This is a genomic window from Arthrobacter sp. yr096 (assembly GCF_900108925.1).
Lineage (GTDB): Bacteria > Actinomycetota > Actinomycetes > Actinomycetales > Micrococcaceae > Arthrobacter.
This window is the reverse complement of sequence record NZ_FNYI01000002.1, coordinates 681807-704065: the sequence shown is the minus strand read 5'-3', so window position 1 is coordinate 704065 and position 22259 is coordinate 681807. Positions and strand designations below refer to the sequence as shown.

General features: G+C 60.5%; 22 protein-coding genes and 1 pseudogene. 12 read left to right on the top strand and 11 right to left on the bottom strand.

The features are described 5' to 3' along the window. Both BMY91_RS08020 and BMY91_RS08015 read right to left on the bottom strand, forming a co-directional pair. A partial coding sequence (locus BMY91_RS08020; RefSeq protein ID WP_090820631.1) for a signal peptidase I occupies positions 1–705 on the bottom strand: 705 nt, incomplete at its 3' end. Between the two features lie 271 nt (positions 706–976). Then, complete coding sequence (locus tag BMY91_RS08015; RefSeq protein ID WP_090820629.1) at positions 977–1582, bottom strand: TasA family protein; 606 nt, start codon at positions 1580–1582, stop codon at positions 977–979. Between the two features lie 434 nt (positions 1583–2016). On the opposite strand from BMY91_RS08015, the gene BMY91_RS23620 reads away from it, so the two are divergent. The 5 genes from BMY91_RS23620 (at position 2017) to BMY91_RS07990 (ending at position 6107) form a co-directional block, all read left to right on the top strand. After that, positions 2017–2217 (top strand): lactococcin 972 family bacteriocin, encoded by a 201-nt coding sequence (locus tag BMY91_RS23620; protein ID WP_368086910.1) that lies wholly within the window; start codon positions 2017–2019, stop codon positions 2215–2217. Between the two features lie 61 nt (positions 2218–2278). Next, a complete protein-coding gene (locus BMY91_RS08005) occupies positions 2279–4240 on the top strand; it encodes a hypothetical protein (protein ID WP_090820625.1) in 1962 nt (653 codons plus the stop codon). Positions 4241–4245: 5 nt separating this feature from the next. Continuing rightward, entirely contained in the window at positions 4246–4911 is a 666-nt protein-coding gene (locus tag BMY91_RS08000; RefSeq protein ID WP_090820623.1) for an ABC transporter ATP-binding protein, read from the top strand. Between the two features lie 137 nt (positions 4912–5048). Beyond that, the gene (gene arr, locus BMY91_RS07995) at positions 5049–5459 is read left to right on the top strand and encodes an NAD(+)--rifampin ADP-ribosyltransferase (protein WP_090820621.1); all 411 of its coding nucleotides are present in this window, start codon (positions 5049–5051) and stop codon (positions 5457–5459) included. A gap of 144 nt (positions 5460–5603) precedes the next feature. Next, on the top strand, positions 5604–6107 hold the full coding sequence (locus tag BMY91_RS07990; RefSeq protein WP_090820619.1) for a hypothetical protein: 504 nt from the start codon (positions 5604–5606) through the stop codon (positions 6105–6107). 34 nt (positions 6108–6141) lie between these two features. Here BMY91_RS07990 and BMY91_RS07985 read toward each other — a convergent pair whose 3' ends face one another. The 6 genes from BMY91_RS07985 to BMY91_RS07960 all read right to left on the bottom strand — a co-directional run bounded on the left by BMY91_RS07985 (position 6142) and on the right by BMY91_RS07960 (position 12941). Beyond that, entirely contained in the window at positions 6142–7083 is a 942-nt protein-coding gene (locus tag BMY91_RS07985) for a carbohydrate kinase family protein (RefSeq protein ID WP_090820617.1), read from the bottom strand. Between the two features lie 84 nt (positions 7084–7167). Beyond that, the gene (locus BMY91_RS07980) at positions 7168–8247 is read right to left on the bottom strand and encodes a LacI family DNA-binding transcriptional regulator (protein ID WP_175538820.1); all 1080 of its coding nucleotides are present in this window, start codon (positions 8245–8247) and stop codon (positions 7168–7170) included. Positions 8248–8285: 38 nt separating this feature from the next. Next, positions 8286–9191 (bottom strand): carbohydrate ABC transporter permease, encoded by a 906-nt coding sequence (locus BMY91_RS07975; protein WP_090820615.1) that lies wholly within the window; start codon positions 9189–9191, stop codon positions 8286–8288. Then, a complete protein-coding gene (locus BMY91_RS07970) occupies positions 9188–10069 on the bottom strand; it encodes a carbohydrate ABC transporter permease (protein ID WP_090820614.1) in 882 nt (293 codons plus the stop codon). The genes BMY91_RS07975 and BMY91_RS07970 overlap by 4 nt, the downstream gene beginning before the upstream one ends. Positions 10070–10116: 47 nt before the next feature. After that, a complete protein-coding gene (locus tag BMY91_RS07965) occupies positions 10117–11454 on the bottom strand; it encodes an ABC transporter substrate-binding protein (RefSeq protein ID WP_090820612.1) in 1338 nt (445 codons plus the stop codon). A 50-nt stretch (positions 11455–11504) separates the two neighbouring features. Continuing rightward, positions 11505–12941, bottom strand: a complete 1437-nt coding sequence (locus tag BMY91_RS07960) for a glycoside hydrolase family protein (RefSeq protein WP_090820610.1) — start codon at positions 12939–12941, stop codon at positions 11505–11507. A 324-nt stretch (positions 12942–13265) separates the two neighbouring features. On the opposite strand from BMY91_RS07960, the gene BMY91_RS07955 reads away from it, so the two are divergent. The 4 genes from BMY91_RS07955 to BMY91_RS07940 all read left to right on the top strand — a co-directional run bounded on the left by BMY91_RS07955 (position 13266) and on the right by BMY91_RS07940 (position 17287). Continuing rightward, entirely contained in the window at positions 13266–14825 is a 1560-nt protein-coding gene (locus BMY91_RS07955) for a glycoside hydrolase family 32 protein (protein ID WP_090820608.1), read from the top strand. A gap of 149 nt (positions 14826–14974) precedes the next feature. Further along, the gene (locus BMY91_RS07950; RefSeq protein ID WP_090820607.1) at positions 14975–16252 is read left to right on the top strand and encodes an NAD(P)/FAD-dependent oxidoreductase; all 1278 of its coding nucleotides are present in this window, start codon (positions 14975–14977) and stop codon (positions 16250–16252) included. A 267-nt stretch (positions 16253–16519) separates the two neighbouring features. Further along, positions 16520–16711, top strand: coding sequence for a hypothetical protein (locus BMY91_RS07945; protein ID WP_090820606.1), 192 nt, complete (start codon positions 16520–16522; stop codon positions 16709–16711). 114 nt (positions 16712–16825) lie between these two features. Further along, positions 16826–17287 carry a GatB/YqeY domain-containing protein gene (locus BMY91_RS07940; protein ID WP_090820604.1) on the top strand — a complete coding sequence of 154 codons (462 nt, stop codon included), beginning with the start codon at positions 16826–16828 and terminating at the stop codon, positions 17285–17287. A gap of 68 nt (positions 17288–17355) precedes the next feature. Here the strand turns inward: BMY91_RS07940 and BMY91_RS07935 are convergent. The 3 genes and pseudogenes from BMY91_RS07935 to BMY91_RS07925 all read right to left on the bottom strand — a co-directional run. Continuing rightward, positions 17356–17564, bottom strand: a pseudogene (locus tag BMY91_RS07935) (DUF72 domain-containing protein); the annotation flags it as partial. Between the two features lie 18 nt (positions 17565–17582). Beyond that, a complete protein-coding gene (locus BMY91_RS07930) occupies positions 17583–17801 on the bottom strand; it encodes a hypothetical protein (protein ID WP_090820602.1) in 219 nt (72 codons plus the stop codon). An 88-nt stretch (positions 17802–17889) separates the two neighbouring features. After that, on the bottom strand, positions 17890–18918 hold the full coding sequence (locus tag BMY91_RS07925) for a LacI family DNA-binding transcriptional regulator (protein ID WP_090820600.1): 1029 nt from the start codon (positions 18916–18918) through the stop codon (positions 17890–17892). A gap of 202 nt (positions 18919–19120) precedes the next feature. On the opposite strand from BMY91_RS07925, the gene BMY91_RS07920 reads away from it, so the two are divergent. From BMY91_RS07920 to BMY91_RS07910, 3 genes are all read left to right on the top strand, one after another. Beyond that, positions 19121–20437 carry an ABC transporter substrate-binding protein gene (locus tag BMY91_RS07920; RefSeq protein ID WP_090820598.1) on the top strand — a complete coding sequence of 439 codons (1317 nt, stop codon included), beginning with the start codon at positions 19121–19123 and terminating at the stop codon, positions 20435–20437. 61 nt (positions 20438–20498) lie between these two features. Beyond that, positions 20499–21428, top strand: a complete 930-nt coding sequence (locus BMY91_RS07915; RefSeq protein WP_090820596.1) for a carbohydrate ABC transporter permease — start codon at positions 20499–20501, stop codon at positions 21426–21428. Next, positions 21425–22255 (top strand): carbohydrate ABC transporter permease, encoded by an 831-nt coding sequence (locus BMY91_RS07910; RefSeq protein WP_090820594.1) that lies wholly within the window; start codon positions 21425–21427, stop codon positions 22253–22255. The genes BMY91_RS07915 and BMY91_RS07910 overlap by 4 nt, the downstream gene beginning before the upstream one ends. Positions 22256–22259: the final 4 nt, after the last annotated feature.

Here is a 22259-nt window from a genome sequence, read left to right as displayed (position 1 = left end):
GGCGCCTTCCGGGGCTGTCTTGTTGGGGTTTTTGGTCCAGATGGAGGTGAGCATTCCGATGACCAGGATGGCGGGTGCGCCGTACATGAGGGTGTTCATGACCATGGGTTCGCGGAGGGCGCGGATGGCGTTGCCGACGTAGGGGATGGTGGCGATTTGCTTGTCCACGGTTTTGCCTTGGAGGGTGGCGATCCAGGGGTCGATGCCGTTGTTGGCGTCGCCTTTGGTTTGGACGGCGATGCCGCCGTCGGCGGTGGTGGTGATGTTGGTGATGCGGTGGGTTTCGACGCGTTGGTCTTCGACGGGGATGTGGTAGGTGATGATGTCGCCTACTTTGACGTCGGTGATGGGGGTGGGGACGGTGACGACGACGTCGCCCGGGTTGATCAGTGGGGCCATGGAGCCGGTGAGCATGGTGGAGGTTTGGTAGCCGAGGATGCGGGGGCCGATGGCCAGGAAGAGGAACACCATGGCGGCCAGGATCAGCATGCCGGCGCCGATGCCCTTGGCGGTTTTGCCGGCTATCCGGCGGAAGGCGCCGGCTGTGGGGGCTGCTTCAGCGGGGGTTTCGACGGCGGCGGGCTGGGTCTTGACCCCGACGGCCGTGGACACAGCTACGGCAATGGGTACAGCTACGGTGTTGTTCTTTGCGGCGGAACGCCGGCCGCGGAGAGCGGGTCCGTTGATGCTGGTGAGTGTGCTCATTCTTCTGGCGTTCCTTCCGGGTGTGGTCGTCGGCTGATTTACAGTCTGGGTGGTCTGGCTCAGGCTTCCCTACGGGAAATACTCAAGTCTGGCTCAGGAAGAATACCGGCGGGCCTGATCGGGCAGGGGGGAAGCTCGACCAGGCCCGGCGGGGCTTGTGACCGGAGGCCCGGCCGGAAAGGGCGTACCGGCCGGCCTCCGGGGCTTGGTGGGTGAAACCCCTCTCGAGGTCTCCGGTGAAACCCCTGTGGAGGTCTCGGGTGGGTGGTGTTTATTTGGTGGTTTCGGTGCGTTGGGTGCCGGTGAAGGAGAACCCGATGGTGGAGGTGGCGCCTTGGAAGGTGTCTCCGGCGGTGGTGGGGAAGGTGGTGGTGACTTTGAGGTTGTCGGTTTTGGTCGAGGTCAGGGAGGTCAGGTTGTTCAGGGCCTTGTTCGCTGCGATGACCGGTCCGGTGGCCAGGACGGTGGTTTTGGTGCCCGCGCAGCTGTAGGGGGCCGCGGTTCCGGTCCAGGCAACACTGCAGTTTTCGATGGTCAGCTGCAGGCCGTTGGTGGTGTCGGTGGTGAGCAGGGAGGCGGTGGTTCCGGCGGAGGTGGTGAGGGTGACGTTGTTCAGGTCCGAGTTACCGGTGTTGGCCAGGGTGACGAGCTTTTCCACTTTGTCTCCGGGGAGCAGTCCTGCGACGGGGACATTGAGGGTGTTGGAGGTTCCGGTGCCCAGGGCGATGGTGACGGTGCCTGCGGTGACGGCCTGGGAGGCGGAGGTGGAGGAGGTGAACGCGCCGTAGGTGCCCATTCCGGCGACGGCGGCTGCGGTGCCGAGCAGTGCGACGGAGGCGAGGATCTTGCCGGAGGTGGTCTTGAGGCTGATGGCCATGGAAATCGGTGTCCTTTCGGTGGGCCACCGTGAGACCGGCCGGCCGTTTCTTCAGCCTCTCTGGCTGATGAGAACTACTGTGCCGGGCCAGAATCAAGAACCCATCCTGCAAACCCGCAACAGTTCCTCAGGAAAACCTCAAGACTCCCGCACAGGCAAAACCAGGCGTGATTCCGGGCGGTTGTCCGGGCGTCTCGTTAGTCCAACCAATCGGCAGTGGTTGGTGGATAGCGCCAGCAGTGGGGGACATATTGAGAAATATTTGCTGGTTAGCGTCACGAAATCAAACCCTGCGCCACTTATACGGATTTGCTCAATAAGATCCCAAAATATGAAAATTCAGTCAGATGAATAGTTGCTGCACGATATGTCTGGATTCTTCGAATACGTTGCATTTATGCTGACTCCAGGCGTTGGGGACGACTGAGGGCGGAGTGTGGAATTACGGCGTCGCTGGTGGTGTTCACCTGTATTCTGACTATTTCCAGCAAAACCTGTGCCATAGTTCGTCGACACAGAACGATTGGGGTTATTCCTCATCACCCAACGCTCTTGCGGGAACTTGGTCAAACAACGCCCAGCCGACCACGAGCTTCCAGAACAACCGCGCGTACTACGGTATCAACGGCTGCTAGAAGAAGGGCAGGCACTGCACTGCGTGTATCTGCGGTGCAGTGCCGGACGGAGGGTGAGCCGATGTTGAAAGTTTTGGTCCGTTGTGCAGCCGTCGCTATTACTGCGTTGATTGCCTTGGTTGTGGGAATCTATTCGGCTGCTGCGGACCTTGATGGATTGCCGGATTCCGATTACGTTGCTTCTGTTCGTTTCGACGGAAGCCCGCTTTCCAGAGGCCAAATAATCAACAAGCTGGACACCTACGCGGATGCCACAGGAATGGGAATCGTCCGTGTTGCGAGTGCACCTGATGATTTCCTCAACAAACGCGTGGCCTTTTTCTTCGGAAGCGAAGAAATCAAGAACGCTGAGATTGATTGGTTCTCACCCACTATGAGTGGTTCCATGAGCAAGTCCGGCGATCTCGGTATCACGTCGTTAAATGGCGTTTATGGTCTTTCCGGAAGCGAGATGCAGGCGGCGTCCTTCCGGGATTGGCTGAGCAGTGAACTGAAAGCCGACGCAGTACTTACCAAGAAGACAGCAGTTGGGCTCTTGTCTTATGCCCTGCTCACTGTCGGGGCCTGGGTGCCGGTGTCCGCCGCCATTCTATTGTTGGGAGGCACGATACTGTCGTGGTACGTACTTCGCGCCCGCGGCCGAGAGCTGCGAATCATGGCCGGCATGCGGTTATCACACGTAGTATTCGCAGACCTACGCTCCTTGTTTGCTGCGTTGGCAGTGCCAGTATTGGGCACCTATGCGGCTGCCGTGGCGGTGGTGGTGACGGCGGGCTTTGGGCGACTCGGGTACTTCATTTTCACTTTGTTGCTGTTTATCGGTGTTCTGACAATATTCACCGTCCTTGCGGCTTTGCTCCTGGGACTGCTCACTCTCCCTGCGGTCAGGGATATCGCGGCTCGGCGACCGTCCGAGCGGGGTTCATGGGCCATCAGTGAGTTGCTCAAGGTAGCGGCAGTGATGATCGTGGCTGCGATACTGCCGACTGTTTCGGGCATTGTGTCAAATGCATCAGCCGCCAGTTCGCAAGGAGGCATTTGGGGTTCCATGGGCGACGGCGTTGCCCTTCGTATCGCGAACCGGCTTGGGCAGGCCGAAGAAGCAGCGCTGGCAGGGCTGACCAGGGACATGGTGGGCAACGATGCGGCCATGTTTTCGATGTCCTTGAGTTCCACCACGGTCGATCTTGTGGATGAGGCGGCCGACGCGGATTTGAAGGCCATGGGCTATGACGGTGTTGTGCTTGCGGATCTTCGATACCTCGACACTGTCAATGGGACTAGTGGTGCATCATGGGGTCCAATCACCGCTGTTCAATCGATCGACGACTTGCCGGAATCCGTCCAGAGCAAATTGGTCCCAACTCTGAGGCTTTGGACGACCAACCGACAGGGACCAGACGTTCACGTCTACGAAAACACCAGCGATGTGGACATTGTGGTGTCGGGAAGCATGGCGGGGACCCTCGATAAGAGTCGGCATCCGCTTATTCTGGCCGTGAAAGACGTTTCCCAGTTCGACAACTTCTTCCTGGCGTCGGCTGTGAGCCGAGGAAATGTGGTGTTCACAGATCCTGATCGAGTTGCTCAGCTGGTGAACGAGCGGGATATGGCGGCTGGAATTCTTTCGATAGACCGAATAGCCGACTTGGGTCTGTACGACGCACAATCCAAGCAACGGAACGCCCAGTTGGGAGCATCAGCGATAGCCTTGGCTGTTTTGGCGCTCGTGATGTGCGTTGCTGTCACCGCCTGGATCTTCGCGCTCCTACGTCGACGCCGCTGGTTCGTCCAGCGCACGGCGGGGAAATCGTGGAACGCCATTCTGCTGCCACGCCTTCTTTGGGAGTCGATCGCAGCGACGTTGTTTGGTGTCGTCATGGCCCTGGCGTTTGTGGCATTGGATCCATCAAGCATCTGGATCTCCGGATTTGCACCGGTCTTCTATTTCGCCATCACTTGGTGCATTCATCATTGGGCAGCCACGACTGCGTTCCGTACGGCTCTCGCACGAAGGGGATAGAACTGATGCAGTTGCGCGCTGACAATGTTTCGGTGGTTATTGATGGGAAGCCCGTCTTACACTCGGTTTCTGTGGAAGCCAAACCAGGCCGCCTGCTTGTTCTGGCCGGCAGCAGCGGCAGCGGCAAGACGACGCTGTTGAACGTACTCGGGCTTTTAGCCCGGGTGGAAAGCGGCCATGTGACTGTGGGAGGCCAGGAAGCTACAAAGTGGAGCGATTCCAAACGCCGCCGGTTCTGGAGGAACCATGTGGCCTTTGTATTCCAGGATTATGGGCTCATTGAAGAAGCGAGTGTTGGCTATAACGTGACAGTTGGGCGCCGGGGTCTGTTCGGAATACCTCAGTCCGACCGTGAACGATTGGACCACGTCCTCGGGCACGTTCTATTGTCCGGACGGGACAAGGAACAAACCGCGCGGCTGAGTGGGGGTGAGAAGCAGCGCGTTGGGTTGGCGCGGGCTATGTTTCGTGCGGCTGACATCGTTCTTGCCGATGAGCCAACCGCCTCGTTGGATCGCCGGAATCGTGAACTGGTGATTAGTTTCCTCAAGGAAGAGGCCCGGCGTGGCGCCACTGTTGTCGTGGCTACCCACGATGAAGATCTCATGGCCGCCGGCGATGACTTGCTGAGGTTGGGTGATCAGGGCGATGCAGCGTCCCTGAACCGCTGAGAAGTCAGCTCCATATCTGAGCGAAACGTAGATCCGGTGCCGTTACGCCAAGATTCCCTTGCGGCTTGTTCCCAGTGCCCGTTACGGCTGCCCCTTCTGTCGATGCGAGCTGTCTACTGTCGAGTTAGGCTTTGGCTGTGAGTCAACCGCTGGACCAGGGTCCGTTTTTTCACGGTACTAAAGCCGACCTGATTGAAGGAGACCTGCTGAAGGCGGGTTTCAGATCGAACTATCGTCCCGAGGTGGTGATGAACCACATCTACTTCACGGCTCTTCCGGACGGTGCCGGGCTCGCTGCCGAGCTCGCGGCCGGTGACGGCGAACCGCGCGTCTATGCCGTTGAACCGACAGGGGAGTTTGAGAACGACCCCAACGTCACCGACAAGAAGTTCCCCGGCAACCCCACACGGTCATACCGCAGCACTGCCCCTCTGAGGGTCATCGGCGAAGTCACCGACTGGACACGCCTTGCGCCCGAAGCGTTGAAAGCCTGGAGGGAACGCTTGTCAGCACTGCTTGCTGATGAGCGAGGCGAAATCATCAACTGAGCGGCACCCATCTACCTTCAGGGGATGGCAACGTCGCACGTTAAGACACCGACGACGTACTGCGGTCTTCATTCCTGCTTTCCTAGTACATTGTTCTCGATGGGGGCGCACCGGGTACTCCCTGCACTCTCAAGAGGACCGCACATGAGTATTCCGATTCCGTCTCCAAGCGACTTGCCCACTGCAGAACCAACGGTCGACGACGGCAAAAGGTCACGTAAGGGGCGGACCAGCATTGGCGTCGGGCTCTTGGTGATCGGGGCGCTCGCCGCTGCCGGAATGGCGTGGTCCTACTGGCAATACGGCCCAATGAGCGGGACCCTCAGCGCGAGCGATCTCAACGACGCTGTGATAGCTGACGCCCTGCGCATTCTCTTTATTTTGGCCCTCCTGGCTGCCGGAATCTGGAACATCGTGACCCGGCGCAGCCAGTCCAAAGTTCCAGTGGTGGTGGCGTTGGTGCTGTCCATCCTGGGGCTTGGGTTCGCCGTGATCAACGTTATTGACCTGTTGATGACCTTTGGCAAAATGCCGAACCTTTTTGGCCTGCTCATTTACGTCGGTCTCACCATTGAAACTGTGCGGGTTCTCAGGCTCAAGCAAGCTCCTGCCCCGCTGACCCTGACTCAGCCGGGCCAGCTCCACTAGCTGGCCTCACTGGCCAGCTGCCCTGGCAACGCCCCTATCCGGGTACGGTAACGTGCTCCGGAAGCTCTGCATGGAGTTCCTGGGACGTTGGAGGGTTTGCTCCAGGGCGGCGCACCGTGATGGCCGCCGCCGTCGCCGCCAAACAACCAAGCGACTCCAGGACCGGTGGAGCAAATCCCTCTGTTCCGCGGCCAAGAATCCCATATATGAGGGCCGCCATATAGGAGTCCCCGGCGCCAATGGTATCGGCCACTGTGGATGTCACCGCAGGAACGGTGATGAGGGTGTCGGACGTCGCTAGAAGAGACCCTTCTGCCCCCTGGGTGACGGCCACCAAGGTGGAACCCAGCTCAAGGATGTGCCGGGCCGCCTGGTCGGGAGAAAGCCGCGGATAAAGCCATCCTGCGTCTTCGTCGCTGAGTTTTACTACGTCTGTGAGGGGAACCAAATCCTCAAAAATGGCCCTCGCCTCGGAGTGGCTTCCCAGCAGGGCTGGGCGGATGTTGGGGTCGTAGGTGACAACACAACGTTCATGCGACTGTTCAAGAAGGTTCCTTACCGCCGTAGCCCCAGGTGCCAGGAACGTTGCTATGGAGCCGGCGTGAAGGACTCTGGGAAGCACCAGGGGAGCTACCGGCGGGAGGTTCCAGTCGACGTCGAACTCGTATCTGGCGGAACCGTCAGCTGCCAGAACGGCAGTTGCCGTGGCCGTCCGGCCGGGAACTCTCGAACCCGGCAGGAGGCTGACATTGACGCTGAGCAGATGCTTCTCGATGACCTCTGCCCGATCGTCGTCGCCGATGGAGGTCAGCAGCGCAGTGTTCACCCCGAGCCGGCCGAGCCCGTACGCAACGTTCGCGGGGGAGCCGCCGGGATGTTCCACGGTGACGCCGGCAGAACTGACCACGTCAACGAGGGCTTCTCCGATGACAACGACGCTGGGGTGGGAGGGAGTCCGATCATGGACAGAGGACATGGGAAGGCCTTTCGTGGAGCTGTCCGGGCACAGGGCACAGGGCACAGGGCAGCTGGGTGTGGCAAAGAATGTGGTGTGGGTGGGCTACGCGGCTGAGTGCACGGCCACGGAGGCGCGTTCAACAGCAGGGCACGCGATTTTTACAGGCGCGCCGGCCGGAGCTTCTTCCAGGCCCAGCAGCATGCGGACACCGGCGGCGCCGAGTTCGTAGTGGGGCAATGACACGGTGGAGAGCGGTGGGCGGAGGTGGGCTGCGATGACTTCCTGGTTGTCGAAACCCACTACGGCGATGTCGTCCGGGATGGAGAGCCCGTTCTCCCGCAGCCCGTCATAGAGGCCCATGGCCATGCGGTCGTTGTAGCAATAGACAGCGGAAACGTTGCATTGGAGGAGTTCGTCGGTGGCTCCGTAGCCACCTTCCTGGTCCGGGTAGGCTTCCAAAACCAGCGAGGGGTCGAACGGAATTCCGGCGGCCTCCAGTGCTTCCCTGTAACCCTTGAGTCGTCCGTCCTTGGCCGGAGCCGGGGTGGTGGTGTTGATGAACGCGATGCGGCGATGGCCACTGCGGAGCAGGATTTCGGTTGCGGACTGCCCGCCCTGTGCTTCGTCGGGCACCACGGCGCGGGAGGTGAGCGAGTCCGGTGAGAAGCAGTTGACCAGGACAAAGTCCGACTCGCGCAACGTTTCAGGAACATCGGTGGGCCGGTGGAACCACGTGGAGTAGAGGATGCCGCGGACCTTGTACTCCAGCATCATGGCGATGGCATCTTTTTCAAGGTCGAGGTTGCCCTCTGTATTGGCGATCAGCAAGGCGTAGCCGTGTTTCCACGCTTCGTCCTGAGCACCGTGAATGATCTGGCCTGCGAAAGGGGTGGTGGCAACTCCGTCCGCCACCAGCCCGATGAATTTTGAGGTTCCGCTGACCAGGTTTTTGGCCATGGCGTTGGGACGATAGCCCAGCTGCCGGATCGCATCCTGTACGCGTTGACGGGTGTCGTCGGCAATACGGGCGTTCTTTTTCTTGTTGATGACCAGGGAAACCGTGGCGGTGGATACACCGGCTGCTTCGGCGACTTCGCGGAGGGTGACCGGATGAGCGCGGTCGATTGAGACAGGAACGGCGGGCGCGGCCGCGTTGCCTGAGTTTTTCTCCTGCGAAATCATCTGTCCTCCTTCAGGAGTATATCCGTCTGCTTTGGCCGTCATCCCTTGTTCGCCCCGCTTTCCAGGCCTTGAATCATGGCCTTGTTCAGCACAAGGAAGACCAACAGCAACGGCGTGATGGTGACGCACACAGCGGCAAATGTTGCCGTCCAGTCCACCTTGCCCATGGCGCCGATGTAGTTTTGCAGACCCAACGGGATTGTTTTCAGTTCTTCGGAGAGGACAAAGGTGTTGGCGAAAATGAAGTCATTCCAGATGAAGATGCTGTTGACCAGAATTACGGTGACCACGGTGTTCAAAGACAACGGCAGCGTAATCAGTCCGAAGATCCGGTAGGGACCGGCACCGTCAAGGGAAGCGGCCTCGTAGGTTTCCCTGGGGATGTACTCGAAGAATGACGAGAAGAGGTAAATGGACATGGGCAGGGCGAACCCGGCCAAGGGGATGATCATCGACTGGTAAGTGTCCAGCAGATTCACCGTTGAGTAATCGATGAACAACGGCACCAGCGCGATTTGGACGGGAACGATGATCCCCACCAGGAACAGGCCACGAACGAACTTGCTGAAGCGGAAGCCCAGCACCTGAATGGCGTACGCGGCCATCATCCCCAACAGAACGATGAGAACGTTGGCGCCCATGGTGACGATGAAACTGTTGAGGATATTCCGGCCGAGGTCGCCGGTTTCGAATGCCCGGGCGTAGTTCTCCCAGGTCAGCGAGCTGGGCAGGGCAAACGGGTCGCCTGTAGCGAAGTCCTGTTCGGTACGCAGGCTGGTGAGGAACAGCCACGCGAGCGGGTACACCTGAACAATCACGATCAGCATGATCAGGACCCGGGATAACGTCCGGTAGAGGCTGGGCTTGCGCCGCCGCCTCTTGGGTACGGGCGCGGGAGGCCTGGTGGTGGGGGTGGCGTGGACCGGGGCTGTTTGGGCAATCATGAGTCTGCCTTCCGCTTGAGCATGAACAGGATGAGGCCGACGGCGACGAGGCACTCGATCACGATGAAGACGGAGATGGTGCTGGCGTACCCAAAGTCCGTACTGGTGAAGGCTGTCTTGTACATATAGGTGGTGAGCAGCTCGGAGGATTGTCCCGGGCCGCCGTTGGTCATGAGGTAGGGAATATCGAACCCGCGAAGGCCATAGGTGGTGGCCATGATGGTGGTGGTGATCCAGACGGGACGGATATAGGGGAAGCGGATCTTGGTGAAGAGCGTCCACTTGGAGGCGCCGTCCAGGACTGCGGCTTCTTCAAGTTCTTTGGGAACGGCGATCAGGGCGGCGTAGATGATGAGCATGTAGAGCCCGGTGAACCGCCAGCCTTCGGGGGCGGAGACTGCCGCAAGCACAGTGTTCACATCGGAGAGCCATGCGCGCTCGAAGGAACCGAGTCCCACCCAGTGCAGCAACTGGTTGAGCAGGCCCACGGGGTCGATCGAGTAGATGCGCACAAAGAGGAACGCGATGGCTACCGTGGAGATGACGGCGGGAAGCAGGTAGAGGGTTTTGATGAGTTCCCGGCCGCGGCGCAGGGAGGTCAACAGGCTTGCGACCACCAGTGCGCCGCCAAGTTGCAGGACCAGGCAGATGGCCAGGTAGATCAGGGCATTGAAGAATGAGCGCCAAAAAATGTCATCGGCTGTGAGCATCCGGACGTAGTTGGCGAGCCCCACGAACTCCATGTCGCTGATGCCGTTCCAGGAGAAGAAGCTCAGGAACAACGACTGGAGGATGGGGAAGAGGACGGCTGCGCAGTAGAGCAGCAGCGGTGGGAGCAGGAAGACCAGGACGGACGTCCTTGACCTGTTGGGAAGCATGGCAGGGCCTTTCGGGCGGGGGGCCTCGCGGCCCCCCGCTGCTACGTTTACTTGAAGAACTTGGGGGCGTTCTGCTTGATGGCGTCGTCCATCGTCTTGGTGAACTGTTCCGGGGTGATGTTTCCCTGGACGAGGAGGACGAGTTCCTGTTGCAGCCTGCCGTTGGTGGTGGGGTCCAGCTGGGTATCCCACGGCATGGCCTGCTTGTCCCCAAGGCCGTTGGCTGCTTCAAGGGCCTTGCTGTACAGCGGGGTGGCGTTCGCCGGGATGGTGGTCTGCACGTTGGTGGTGGGGGACAAGGCGCCGGTGGCGGCATATTCAGCCGGGTACTTCTCCAAGGCGAACTTCAGGAAGTCGCTCACCAGGGGATCGTAGGTCTTGGAGTTCACTGCCATGCCAATGCCGGACGGCGAGACGTACTCGTTGGCTGCAGTTACCGAACCATTGGTGGTGGGGAGGGTGAAGAAATCAATGTCGTCGCGGGTGGCAGCATTCAATTTGTCGGTGGCGAGGCTGGGAAGTTCCCAGGTACCGATGTTGTACATCGCGGCTTCTCCGGAGGTGAAGAGGTTCTGCGCATCCGAGTATCCCTGGGCGGAGAAGCCTTCTTGGAAGCACTTGGAGTTGCCCAGTTCTGCCATCCACTTGACGGTCTTCTGCCCCGCCTCATCCGTGAATGATGCTTCACCCTTCTTCAGCTTCTGAACGAAGTCCGGGCCCGCCGCACGGAAGGGCTGATAGGCGACGTAGCGTTCCAAGGGCCACTGATCCTGACCATCAATGGCGATGGGCGTGATCCCGGCAGTCCTCAGAGCCGTGCACATGGCGGGGATGTCATCAAGTGACTTCGGCACGGATACGCCGGCCTTCTCCAACAGTGCCTTGTTGTACCAGATGAATTCGAGTTCGAACTGGAACGGAATCATGTACAGGGAGCCGTCGTCGAAACGTTGGTAGTCCAGGGCTCCGGGCCGGTAATCGTCGTAGAGGCCCAAAGATTTCAGCAGCTTGTCTGCGTCCACCATCTTGCCCTGCTTCGCCAGTTGTTGAGCGAACGGGGTGGCGTCGGTGTCGAACAACTCCGGGAGCTTGTTTGCTGCAGCCAAAGTCTCGAGCTTCTGAATATAGGAGGGGCGGTCCGGGGTGGTGATGAGGTTCAGCGCAAAGCCGGGGTGCTCCTTGGCGTAGTCATCGGCGAGTTTCTTCATGATGTTGATGACGGCTCCGTCGGCCGGCCTGGAGAGCAACCAGGAAATTTCCCGGGGCTTGATCTCTCCAGTGGGGCTGACGTTGGCGGGGTCGCTGGCGCCTCCTCCGCCGCCGCAGGCTGTCAAAGCCAACGCAGCGACGGCTGCGACGGTGGCAGCGCGAAGTAGTTTTTTCATTGCGGCAATCTCCCTTGATTGGAACAGAGGTTGGGTTGGGGGTGGCGTTTTCAGTTGTCGGTGCGCTGGCGTATTTCAAGTTCGGTGACCTTGACGGATCCTTCGCCGGCGAAGACGCCGATCCGCCCCGCTGTCAGGTCGTAAATCCTGGCGCTGAGCGCAACCTGACGGTCGACGACGGCGACGCACGTGTCGCCGTCGACGATTACCTCAAGCGTGTGCTCGCCAGGGGCGAGGTGGCAGGGGCGCTCCAGCTCAATGTCGAAGGGGACGTCGCCGGAAACGTGCCACTGTGCATCGCCCGTGATGGTGCGGGGCCATCGGTCAAAAACGAGCCGTCCGCGCTTGGGCTCCAACCGCAGAACGTAAGAATGGTCGCCGTCGGCACTGGAGCGCAGGAGCAGCCCGCATTCGGTGGTGCCGGGGGCGATTTCCAGCACCGCCTTGGCGTAGAACTGGCCGGGCACCTCCTCTGCCGACAGGATCGCGGTGTAGCTGTCAGGAACGTCCAACTGTGCGGGCAGCGCTACCGGAAACGTTGCAGGGACGTCGTCCCAGAAGCTGTCCACCAATTCCTCGGCGAGGGAGAATCCCAGGGTGCCGTCCGCATTCTGACGGGTCTCCAGAACAGACATGGTGCCGGCCCACTGCCACGGTGCCTGGTCCCTGTTGCCTTCCTTGCTGGCGATCCAGCCGAAGAAGAAGCGGCGCCCGTCGCGCTCTGCTGACTTGGAGGCGTAGAACGCGCGGCCGTCGATGCTGTCCAGATTTGGTACCGTCCACGGACCGTCGGGGCTCTTGGCCATCCGATACCTCGTGGTGAATGATTCCGAGAACTCGGAGTACACCATGTACCACCAGTCGCCCCACTGGAAGACGTCCGGGCATTCATGCGTGATGTAGCGGCGCGGATCCCAGAAAGGTTCGGTGTGCTCCCAGGTCATCAGGTCCGTGGAAACGCACTGGGCGATGACGCCACGGCGCCGCTCCGGTCCTTCCGAATGCCGTGCCGCGAGCAGCATCCGCCACCGGCCTTGGGCTTGGTCGCGGAACACGAAGGGATCCCGCCAATCCCCGGATTCGTAGCCATCGGGAGCTCCGAAGGTGAGCTCGGGGTGCTTGGTCCAGCTCTGCATGCCGTCCGTGCTGGTGGCGTGCATGACCAATTGGAGTGGGGCGCCGTCGGCTCCCAGGTTGCGGGGGTTTTGGCCTGTGTAGAACAGGTGGTGGACGCCCGCTTCATCGACGACGACGCTACCCGTGTAGGCGTTGAAGTCCAGTTGGTCCTCGGTGCCGTGGGCGAGGGCGACACCATGATCCTGGAATTGCGTGAGGTCCTTGGTGGTGACGAGGTTCCACGACGTGCCCGGTTTCGGGTCCGAACGGTCTTCGTGGAGGTAGAAGAGCCAGAACTCGCCGTCCTTTTCGAAGGGGATAAGATCTCCAACCCAGCCATCGGTGGGTTGGAAGAAGACTGAGCGTTTCATCTGCGCTGATGTCCATTCTGCTAAAGCGTTTGATCACTGAAAAGCTAGCGCGGAACATCGAGTTGATCAAGCGTTTTAGCAAAATTAATCTGTAGGAAATTTTTCATCGCTAAAACGCTTGACCAACAGGGCGGAGGCCACTAACGTCCTGCGTAGCCGATGAGCCACCGGCCCTCTGAGGGCGCGGCATTCATCACCGGCTTCTCCACCTCACATTGGCCAGCCGGCTGCTGGGTACGTCGACGTCCCCAGCCCTGCCGCTGCGCCCACCACATGACGTTCCGCGGTCAACTGCGCCCGCGGGACTTGAGAGGAAACCCCTTCATGTCCCACCACATTTCACGACGCACTGTCCTGCAAGGTGCAGGCGCAGGGGCTCTTGCCCTGTCTCTCGGCGGCCTACAGCCCGTTGCGGCACACGCCCTGACATCCCTCCGGGCCGTCTACCACATGACTCCACCCTCAGGCTGGCTGTGCGATCCCCAAAGACCAGTCCATACCAACGGCGCGTATCAGCTGTACTACCTTCACTCGGGACAGAACAATGGCCCTGGTGGGTGGGATCACGCGACCACCAGCGACGGCGTGTCGTACACCCATCACGGTGTGGTGATGCCCCTGCAACCTGACTTCCCGGTGTGGTCCGGATCGGCGGTCATTGATACAGCCAACACGGCGGGCTTCGGAGCCGGGGCAGTCATCGCACTCGCAACACAGCCCACTGACGGGATTCGGAAGTATCAGGAGCAGTATCTCTACTGGTCCACGGATGGTGGCTTTACCTTCACCGCGCTTCCGGATCCGGTCATTGTCAACACCGACGGGCGGACCGCCAGCACACCCGCCGAGATCGACAATGCAGAGTGGTTCCGTGACCCCAAGATTCACTGGGATGCGGTCCGCGGTGAGTGGGTGTGTGTCATTGGCCGGGCACGTTACGCGGCCTTTTACACCTCCCCGAACCTGCGGGATTGGCAATGGACCTCCAACTTCGACTATCCAAACCACGCGCTCGGCGGGATTGAGTGCCCCGATCTGTTCGAGATGACCGCCGGTGACGGCACCCGCCATTGGGTGTTCGCGGCGAGCATGGACGCCTACAGCATCGGCCTGCCCATGACCTATGCGTACTGGACGGGGACGTGGAACGGCACCTCCTTCATCGCCGACAACCTCACGCCGCAATGGCTCGATTGGGGTTGGGACTGGTACGCCGCCGTGACCTGGCCGTCACTGGAAGCGCCGGAGACGAAACGCCTTGCCACTGCATGGATGAACAACTGGAAGTACGCCGCGCGGGACGTTCCAACCGACGCATCGGATGGCTACAACGGGCAGAACTCCATCACGCGTGAGCTCAGGCTGGAGCGCCAATCCGGCGGCTGGTACACCTTGCTCAGTTCCCCGGTGGCCGCGCTCGCGGGGTACGCAACGGCCACCACCACCCTCCCTGACCGCACGGTCAATGGCAGCACGGTCCTGCCGTGGAACGGCCGCGCCTACGAGCTGGAGCTCCATATCTCATGGGACGCCGCCACAAACGTGGGCGTCTCCGTAGGCCGCTCCGCTGATGGATCGCGCCACACGAACGTGGGTAAGTACGGTGGCGAACTGTACGTCGATCGTGCGCCATCAGACCAAAGTGGCTTCGCCCTGGCGCCCTACACCCGCGCTGCTGCGCCCATCGATGCCAACGCGCGGTCGGTGCATCTGCGCATCTTCGTGGACACCCAGAGCGTGGAGGTTTTTGTGAACTCCGGCCACACGGTGGTGTCGCAGCAAGTGCACTTCTCCGAGGGCGACACCGGTATTTCGTTCTACTCCGATGGCGGACCGGCCAACTTCACCGGAATCACCATCCGCGAGTTCGGGAACCCCATCTAGGCGCTGTCCGCGAAGGACGGAAGGAACGACGGCGACGCTACAGCGGGCGGACGCGTCGCCGTCGTTCTTCACCTTCGGTGGGTGGAGAAACGCGCGTCGGCGGCCGGGAACCTCTGTCGCCCGGACCTTCGGTGAAGTAAGTTGCTCGCATGGAGGACTCATACCAGGTGGTCGTTGTGGGTGCCGGTTTTGCGGGTGTTGCAGCAGCCAAGGAACTTGGCCGCAAGGGCGTTCGCGTCCTGCTGATCGACGCAAACAACTATCACCAGTTCCAGCCGCTTCTCTATCAGGTGGCTACGTCCCAGATTGGGGTCTCGGCGATTGCCCGGCCACTCCGATCCGTGTTCCGACGGTTCAAGACCGTCAAGGTGCTGACCGCGAAAGTGGAATCCGTGGATGCAGCACAGCGCTCCGTCACTACGGAAAGCGGCCAGAGACTGCAAGCGGAAATCCTGGTCATCGCAGTCGGTGCGGTCCCGAACTTCTTCAATACCCCCGGCGCGGAAGAATTGGCTTTCCCGCTGTACTCGGTCACCGATGCCACCAGGCTTGGGAGTGGTCTCACCCGGTTACTCGACCAGGCAGATAACAGCCCGGACGGATTTGTGGATGTTGTGGTGGTGGGAGGGGGACCTACAGGCGTTGAGACCGCGGGAGCGATGGCGGAGAACATCAAATACGTGGTGCGCAAGTACTTTTCGCCGGCGCTCGCAGCACGCTGCCGTGTGCACTTGGTGGACATGGTTCCCAGTGTTTTGAACATGTTCTCTTCCAAATCACAGAGCTATGCAACGGAACACCTGAAGAAGGTGGGCGTTCAGCTTCACATGGGCCAGGGCGTTACCGAGGTACGGAAAGACGGCGTGACCCTGGCTGACGGAAGCTCCGTGCCCGGGCAGATTGTGGTGTGGGCCGGTGGCTTGAAAGCAGGGGACCTTATTGCAGGCTCGGGTTTGGCCCAGGGGAGAGGGGGCCGCATTGACGTTGACACGGACCTGACTGCCCCGGGCGTTGAGGGCGTGTATGTTCTTGGCGATTGCGCCAACATCACCGATTCCACGGGCGCAAAATTGCCGCAGCTTGGGTCTGTGGCCCAGCAGGCAGGGAAGTGGGCAGCCTCAAACATCATTGCGGATCTCAAGGGCGGGACCCGCACTCCGTTCCGGTATGTGGACAAGGGCTACATGGCGATGGTGGGACGTGGTGCTGCTGTGGCTGAGCTTGGCCGCAAACGCATTCAGCTGCAGGGAGTTTTCGCTTTCCTTTCGTGGCTGTTGGTTCATCTGGCACTGTTGTCGGGACTTCAACAAAAAATCCGTGCGCTGTTCTCGTGGCTTAACGGATACATCCTTCACAGCCCTGCGCAGGTGGTGGTCAGCGGGCCTGTCGAGAAGGAACCACGCGAGCAGGCGCCTCCCGGCCCGTGAGCCCCGCCGGAAGGGTTGCTCGGAGCGTCGCGTCTAGTGAGATCCCTGGCTGGCAGAAACCGCCAGTCGACTTTGCTTATAGGCCGAAGAGGCCCAGTGCAGGTGAATACATGCTGCGACGATCAGCAAGACGCCTGCCACCGCCGACGGCCAAGGAGTCCAACTACTGCCGTCATGACCTACAACCCGTAGGTGCTGATGTGGGTCGTCCGGGTAGACGCTCAGAGTTACGGAGGAGCCAGGTCCCGGAACCGCCACGCACGTTGAATGAGTATCGAACGTTTCGTTGTATATCCGTCCTTGGAATTCGAAGCTCAATCCCAACACACAGTGTTCACCACGCTGTGTGAAGCCTTCCTGGCCGGTAACAACTCCCTGAACGTGGACACTGCTGGCGGCCACCTGAATCTGGGACGCCACCAGAATGAAGGAACCGACTACGGCGGCAACGAGCACTAGTACGGCGAGGGCCCGCCACAGGAACAGCCTGGCCACGCGCGGCTTGACTCCGCGAAACATCCCCCATGCACTCATTCTGGGAAGATAGCAAGAGAACCCCGAACAAGGAGCATCATGACACTCAAAGAACGCCTTAAAGCGGATGTCGTTGACCATATGAAGGCTGGCAACAAGGTCGCCTTGACCACAGTGCGGAACGTGTTGGGCGAGATCACCACCCGTGAGAAGTCGGGCAAGACGCCGGTGGAGCTCGACGACGCACAGGTCACCTCGCTGCTTCAGAAAGAAGCCGCAAAGCGTCGGGACACAGCCCGCATTTACACCGAGGCCGGCGAAGCAGAACGTGCAGCCGCCGAAGTCGCCGAGGCTGAAATCATCGAGGCCTACCTGCCAAAGGCGCTCACCCGGGAAGAAGTGGAGGCAATTGTTGACGACGCCATCGAGGCACTGAAGGCTGATGGCCAGGAGCTTTCCATGCGCTCCATCGGAGCCGTCATGAAGCCGGTCACCGCCAAGGTTGCAGGGCGCTTTGACGGTAAGACTGTCAGCGAGATCGTCCGGGGTCGCCTGGCGTAGAGGGTCAACCGACCCCAAGCAGCCACCGCAGAGTGTCAGTGTTGCGCAGAGTAAGAGCCGCCGTAAAGGTCAGGTGGCAGCTGGACCAGCAGGACATCCCTTTGTCGCCGAGTTCGTGCCAGCAGCGCACAATCCTGCCCACCAAACCGGCCCGGAGCCGCTCCCTCCAACCCGCGAAGGAAGTGTCGCGAGGCCATCGGTAGAAATCCGCATTCAGCTCAACCGTGTTAAATCGCGACATGTAGTGGGTCAGACGCTTGGCCGCAGGAAGACCCGGTCCTGTCCAGCGACTTTCCTAGTGCCGCCCGCTGGTCCGCGCCATCAAAGCCTGGAGGTCTTCGGCAACCTTGGCTACCTCGCGCTGGCGGGAGGTGCGTGCAGGCTTGGATCCATGTGTTGCCTGCCGGGCCGGCCGGTTGGAGGTGCGGGGCTGCCGGTGGATTTGGGGATCACGCAGGGGCGCGTCGACAGTGACGGCGCCCTGCAGGGGATCGTGAAAGAGCGGGAGGTTCATGATTCCCGATCCTGACATAACGTCAGGGCAAGCGAAATGGACATTTGCATACCGTCTTCGGAGAGGGCTGTGCAGGTGTCCATGCGGTTTATCCGCGCGGCGGGGCTGACGTCTTTCGAACGATGAGGCGCGGCGGCACCAGGAGATGCTCCGATGCCGTCCGTCCCTCGATCCGCGAAAGGAGTAGTTCCGCGGCTTGCCGACCCATCTGAACGCCGGATTGATCCACGGTGGTGAGGCCGATGGGTGGGAGTCCAGCTGCGGGAATATTGTCGTAGCCCACAATCGACATGTCGTCCGGGATGTGGATCCCAGCTTCGAACAGCGTGGTGTACGCGCCCAGTGCGGCCACATCAGCACCGCCATGCAGGGCGGTGGGGCGCTGGGCGGGAGTCCTGGCTGCGAGGGACCGCCCGGCTTCCAAGCCGCTCTCCGTCCCCCATCGTCCTGGTACATGATCGATCCACTGGGACAGTCCATGCTTTTCCATCGCAAGGTCATAGCCATGCCGGCGCACCGTCTGGGGCATCCCGGGCTCGCTGGCCGGCTGAGTGTTGGCCAGCATCGAAATCCGCTCATGGCCAAGGGACACCAAGTGGTCCACGATGAGTGCGCTGCCTGCGATGTCGTCACTGGCTACAGTGTCGAAGTACTGCGCCGGTCCGTGGCGGCCCAGGGCAACTACGGGGATGGTTCGGCCAAGCTTTTCGAGTTCTTCATTGGGCCCGAACGGTGCGATCAGGACCAACCCGTCCATGCGCCGGTCAACCATGGCCTCGATGAGTTTCTTTTGTGCGTCGAGGCCTTGCCGTGCTTGCCCAATGAGCACCTGATAACCGAGCTCCTCGGCGACATCGCGGATGCCTTCGGCCAGAACCGAGAAGAAGGTGTTGGAGAGGTCCACAAGGAATACGCCCAACGTGTAGCTGTTGCCTCGCATGCCCCGGGCCAAGGCCAGCGGGCGATAGTTCAGGAGGGTCATGGACTCTTCCACTTTGCTCCGCATGGCTGGGCTGACCCCGTAGGCGTTGCGCAAAACCTTGGACACCGCGGCACGGGAGACGCCGGCGTGTTCAGCTACATCGCTGATGGTGGCGCGTTTCAGCTGCTCCGTCATGGCTTTTTCCTCTCGGCACTGCCTTCATTCGTAATTGTAGATTGATCTACGAAAAACTCTTGGCAAGGAGTGTGACATGACTTACAGTAGAAAAACGTAGACCGATCTACACAAAGACACAACGGGGCTGACCGAGTGGTCCAAGAGTCCTTTTGAAACGTTCCACGAACTATGGAGTCCGTGGCTTTACGAGGAGGTAAAGATGGCCGCAAAGAGCAAGCAGCGCTGGGCCGCCCTGGCCGGGGGAGTGACAGTCTTGGCGCTGGCTCTTACCGGTTGCAGCGGGGGCAACAGCAACAGTGGCGGAGACGCGAAGACGATCACGTGGCTGGTGGACAATGCCGAGAACACGGTGGCGGCTGCCGAGAAGGTTGCCGAGGAATTCACAGCAGCGAATCCGGGCATCAAGGTGGAGGTGGAGACCCGCCCCCAGGGCGGCGATGGTGACAATATCGTGAAGACCCGGCTGTCCACCGGTGACATGGCCGATGTCTTCAACTACAACACCGGCTCGCTGCTGCAGCAGATCAATCCCGAAGAGAACCTGCAGCCCATCACCAACGAGACATACCTCTCCAACGTCACGGACTCTTTCAAGCCCGTGGTGACCTCCGGCAGCGAAGTGTATGGCGTTCCCTTCAGCACCGGCATGGCCGGGGCAGTCCTGTACAACAAGAAGGTCTATGAAAAGCTGGGCCTGTCCGTCCCCAAGACCTGGGACGAGTTCATGGACAACAGCCGCAAGATCAAGGACGCGGGTATCGCTCCGATCATCCAGTCCTACCAAACCACCTGGACGTCGCAGCTCTTTGTCCTGGGCGACTTCGCCAACGTTGTCACCGCGGACCCCAGCTTCCCGGCCGACTACACGGCCAATAAAGCCAAGTACGCCACGAATGCTGCCGCGGTCAAGGGCTTTGAACACCTCGAAGAGGCAGGGAAGGCCGGCCTGTTCAATGAGGACTTCGCATCCACCACGTACCAGCAGGCACAGGACATGCTGGTCAACGGTGAAGGCGCGCAGTACCCGATTTTGAGCTTCGCCCTGAACAACATCAAGGTGACCTACCCTGACAAGCTGAACGATCTTGGGTTGTTCCCGCTTCCCGGCGATGACGCGTCCAAGAACAAGTTGACCGTGTGGATGCCGGGCGGGACGTACATTCCCAAGTCGTCCAAGAACATGGAAGAAGCCAAGAAACTTCAAGCCTTCATCGCCAGCAAGGCCGGCTGCGACGCGCAGACGGCAGCGGTTGGCGCGGCCGGACCATACCTCGTGAAGGATTGCGAGCTACCCTCCGATGTCCCGGACGCAGTGAAGGACATGCTCCCGTACTTCGAAGACCAGGCTAAGAACAGCCCCGCGCTGGAATTCCTGTCCCCGGTCAAGGGCCCGGCCCTTGAGCAGATCACCGTCGAGGTCGGTTCGGGCATCCGTTCGGCCAAGGACGGCGCCGCCCTCTACGACGAGGACGTCAAGAAGCAGGCCAAGCAACTCAACCTGCCCGGCTGGAACTAACCTCCGAAACCTACAAGCCGTCCGGGCCTTCCCGGCCCGGACGGCCCTTGGAGAGATTCACATGACACTCAACACCGCACCAACGCCGACGGCGGTCCGACCAGTACCGCAGGCTGCTCACCCCAAGCGCCGCAAGGGCAAGTCGCCGTACCCCTACTGGTTCTATCTTCCCGCAGCGGTCATTTACACCGCGCTGTTCCTCGTCCCCACCGTCGTTTCCTTCTTCTTCAGCCTGACACGCTGGAACCTGAGCGAGTTCACCTTCATCGGACTGGACAACTTCGTTCAGTTCTTCCAGGAACCGGCCCTGATCAAGGGCCTTACCAATACGTTCATCTACGGCCTGGTGACCTCCGTCCTCAAGGTGGTCCTGGGGATGCTTCTGGCAGTCCTGCTGACGTCCCAGATCATTGCCCGCGGGTACCTGAGGTCAGTGATGTTCTTCCCCGTGTTGCTGAGCAGCATCGGCGTTGGCATCGTCTTCACGGCCTTGATGGACCCCCGCAACGGCATGATCAACGAGGGGCTCGCCGCGATCGGCATCCAAGGCCCCGCGTGGCTGACCGACCCAGCGTGGGCGCTGATTTCAGTCGCCTTGGTGGACGTGTGGAAAGGGGTCGGCCTGGCCACAGTGATCTACATTGCGGGCATAGTGTCCATCCCGCAGGAGTACTTTGAAGCGGCCAAAATGGACGGCGCCAGCTCCTTCAAGAGCTTCTTCAACATCACCCTGCCATTGGCCCGGCCAGCAACGGCCACGGTCATCATCCTGTCCCTCATCGGCGGGCTGCGTTCCTTCGACCTGATCTGGGCCATGACCAAAGGCGGGCCCGGATTCACGTCGGACGTCATCGCTTCGGTTATCTACAAGCAATATCAAGCAGGCTTCTACGGCCTCTCCACGGCGGGGAACGTGGTCCTGTTCGTGATCGTCACGGCCATCATCCTGCCCCTGTCCATGTTCCTGAACCGCAAGGAGGTTGAACAGTGAGCACCGCCCTCAAGCGCTACGGACTCGGTGTCCTGGCCATCGCCGTCAGCGTCGTCGTCTTCATCATTCCGCTGCTCTTCATGGTCCTCACAGCCGTGAAGGACCGGAAGGAAGCAGCAAAGCTGGATTTCGCGTGGCCCACCAACTTCCAGTTCGTGGAGAACTTCACCGCAGTCCTCTCAGCCCGGAAGTTCATGTTGGTCACTGCCTTCATCAACAGCACCATCCTGACGGTGGCCAGCGTGACAATTTTGGTGATCCTGGCGGCTATGGTGGCCTGGGTCCTTCAGCGCCGCAAGTCCCGGTGGAACGGCGTGGCCAACTTCCTGATCCTCTCCGGCCTGATCATCCCGCCCGCCATTGTTCCTACCATCTGGGTGCTGCAAAGCATGGGACTCTTCAAGACCCTGCCGGGCCTGATCCTCATTGAGGTGGCCTTCGGCCTGTCCTTCTGCGTCATGCTGTTCCGGGCGTTCATCGCCTCCATCCCCAAAGAACTGGACGAAGCCGCGGTGATTGATGGCTGCGGTCCGGTGCGGTTGTTCTTCCGGGTCATCTTCCCCCTCCTGCGCTCCGTCATTATCACCGTGATCGTGGTCCAGTCGGTTCATATCTTCAATGATTTCCAGAACCCCTTGTACTTCCTCCCGGGAGACGCGAACGCCACGGTCCAGCTCACTTTGTTCAACTTCCAGAGCCAGTTCACCACCAACTACAACCTGCTCTTCATGAACATCCTGCTCATCACCGTGCCGCCCTTCATCATGTACCTGTTCTTCAACCGCCAGATCGTCGCGGGCATGACTGCCGGCGCCGTCAAGGGCTGAACCC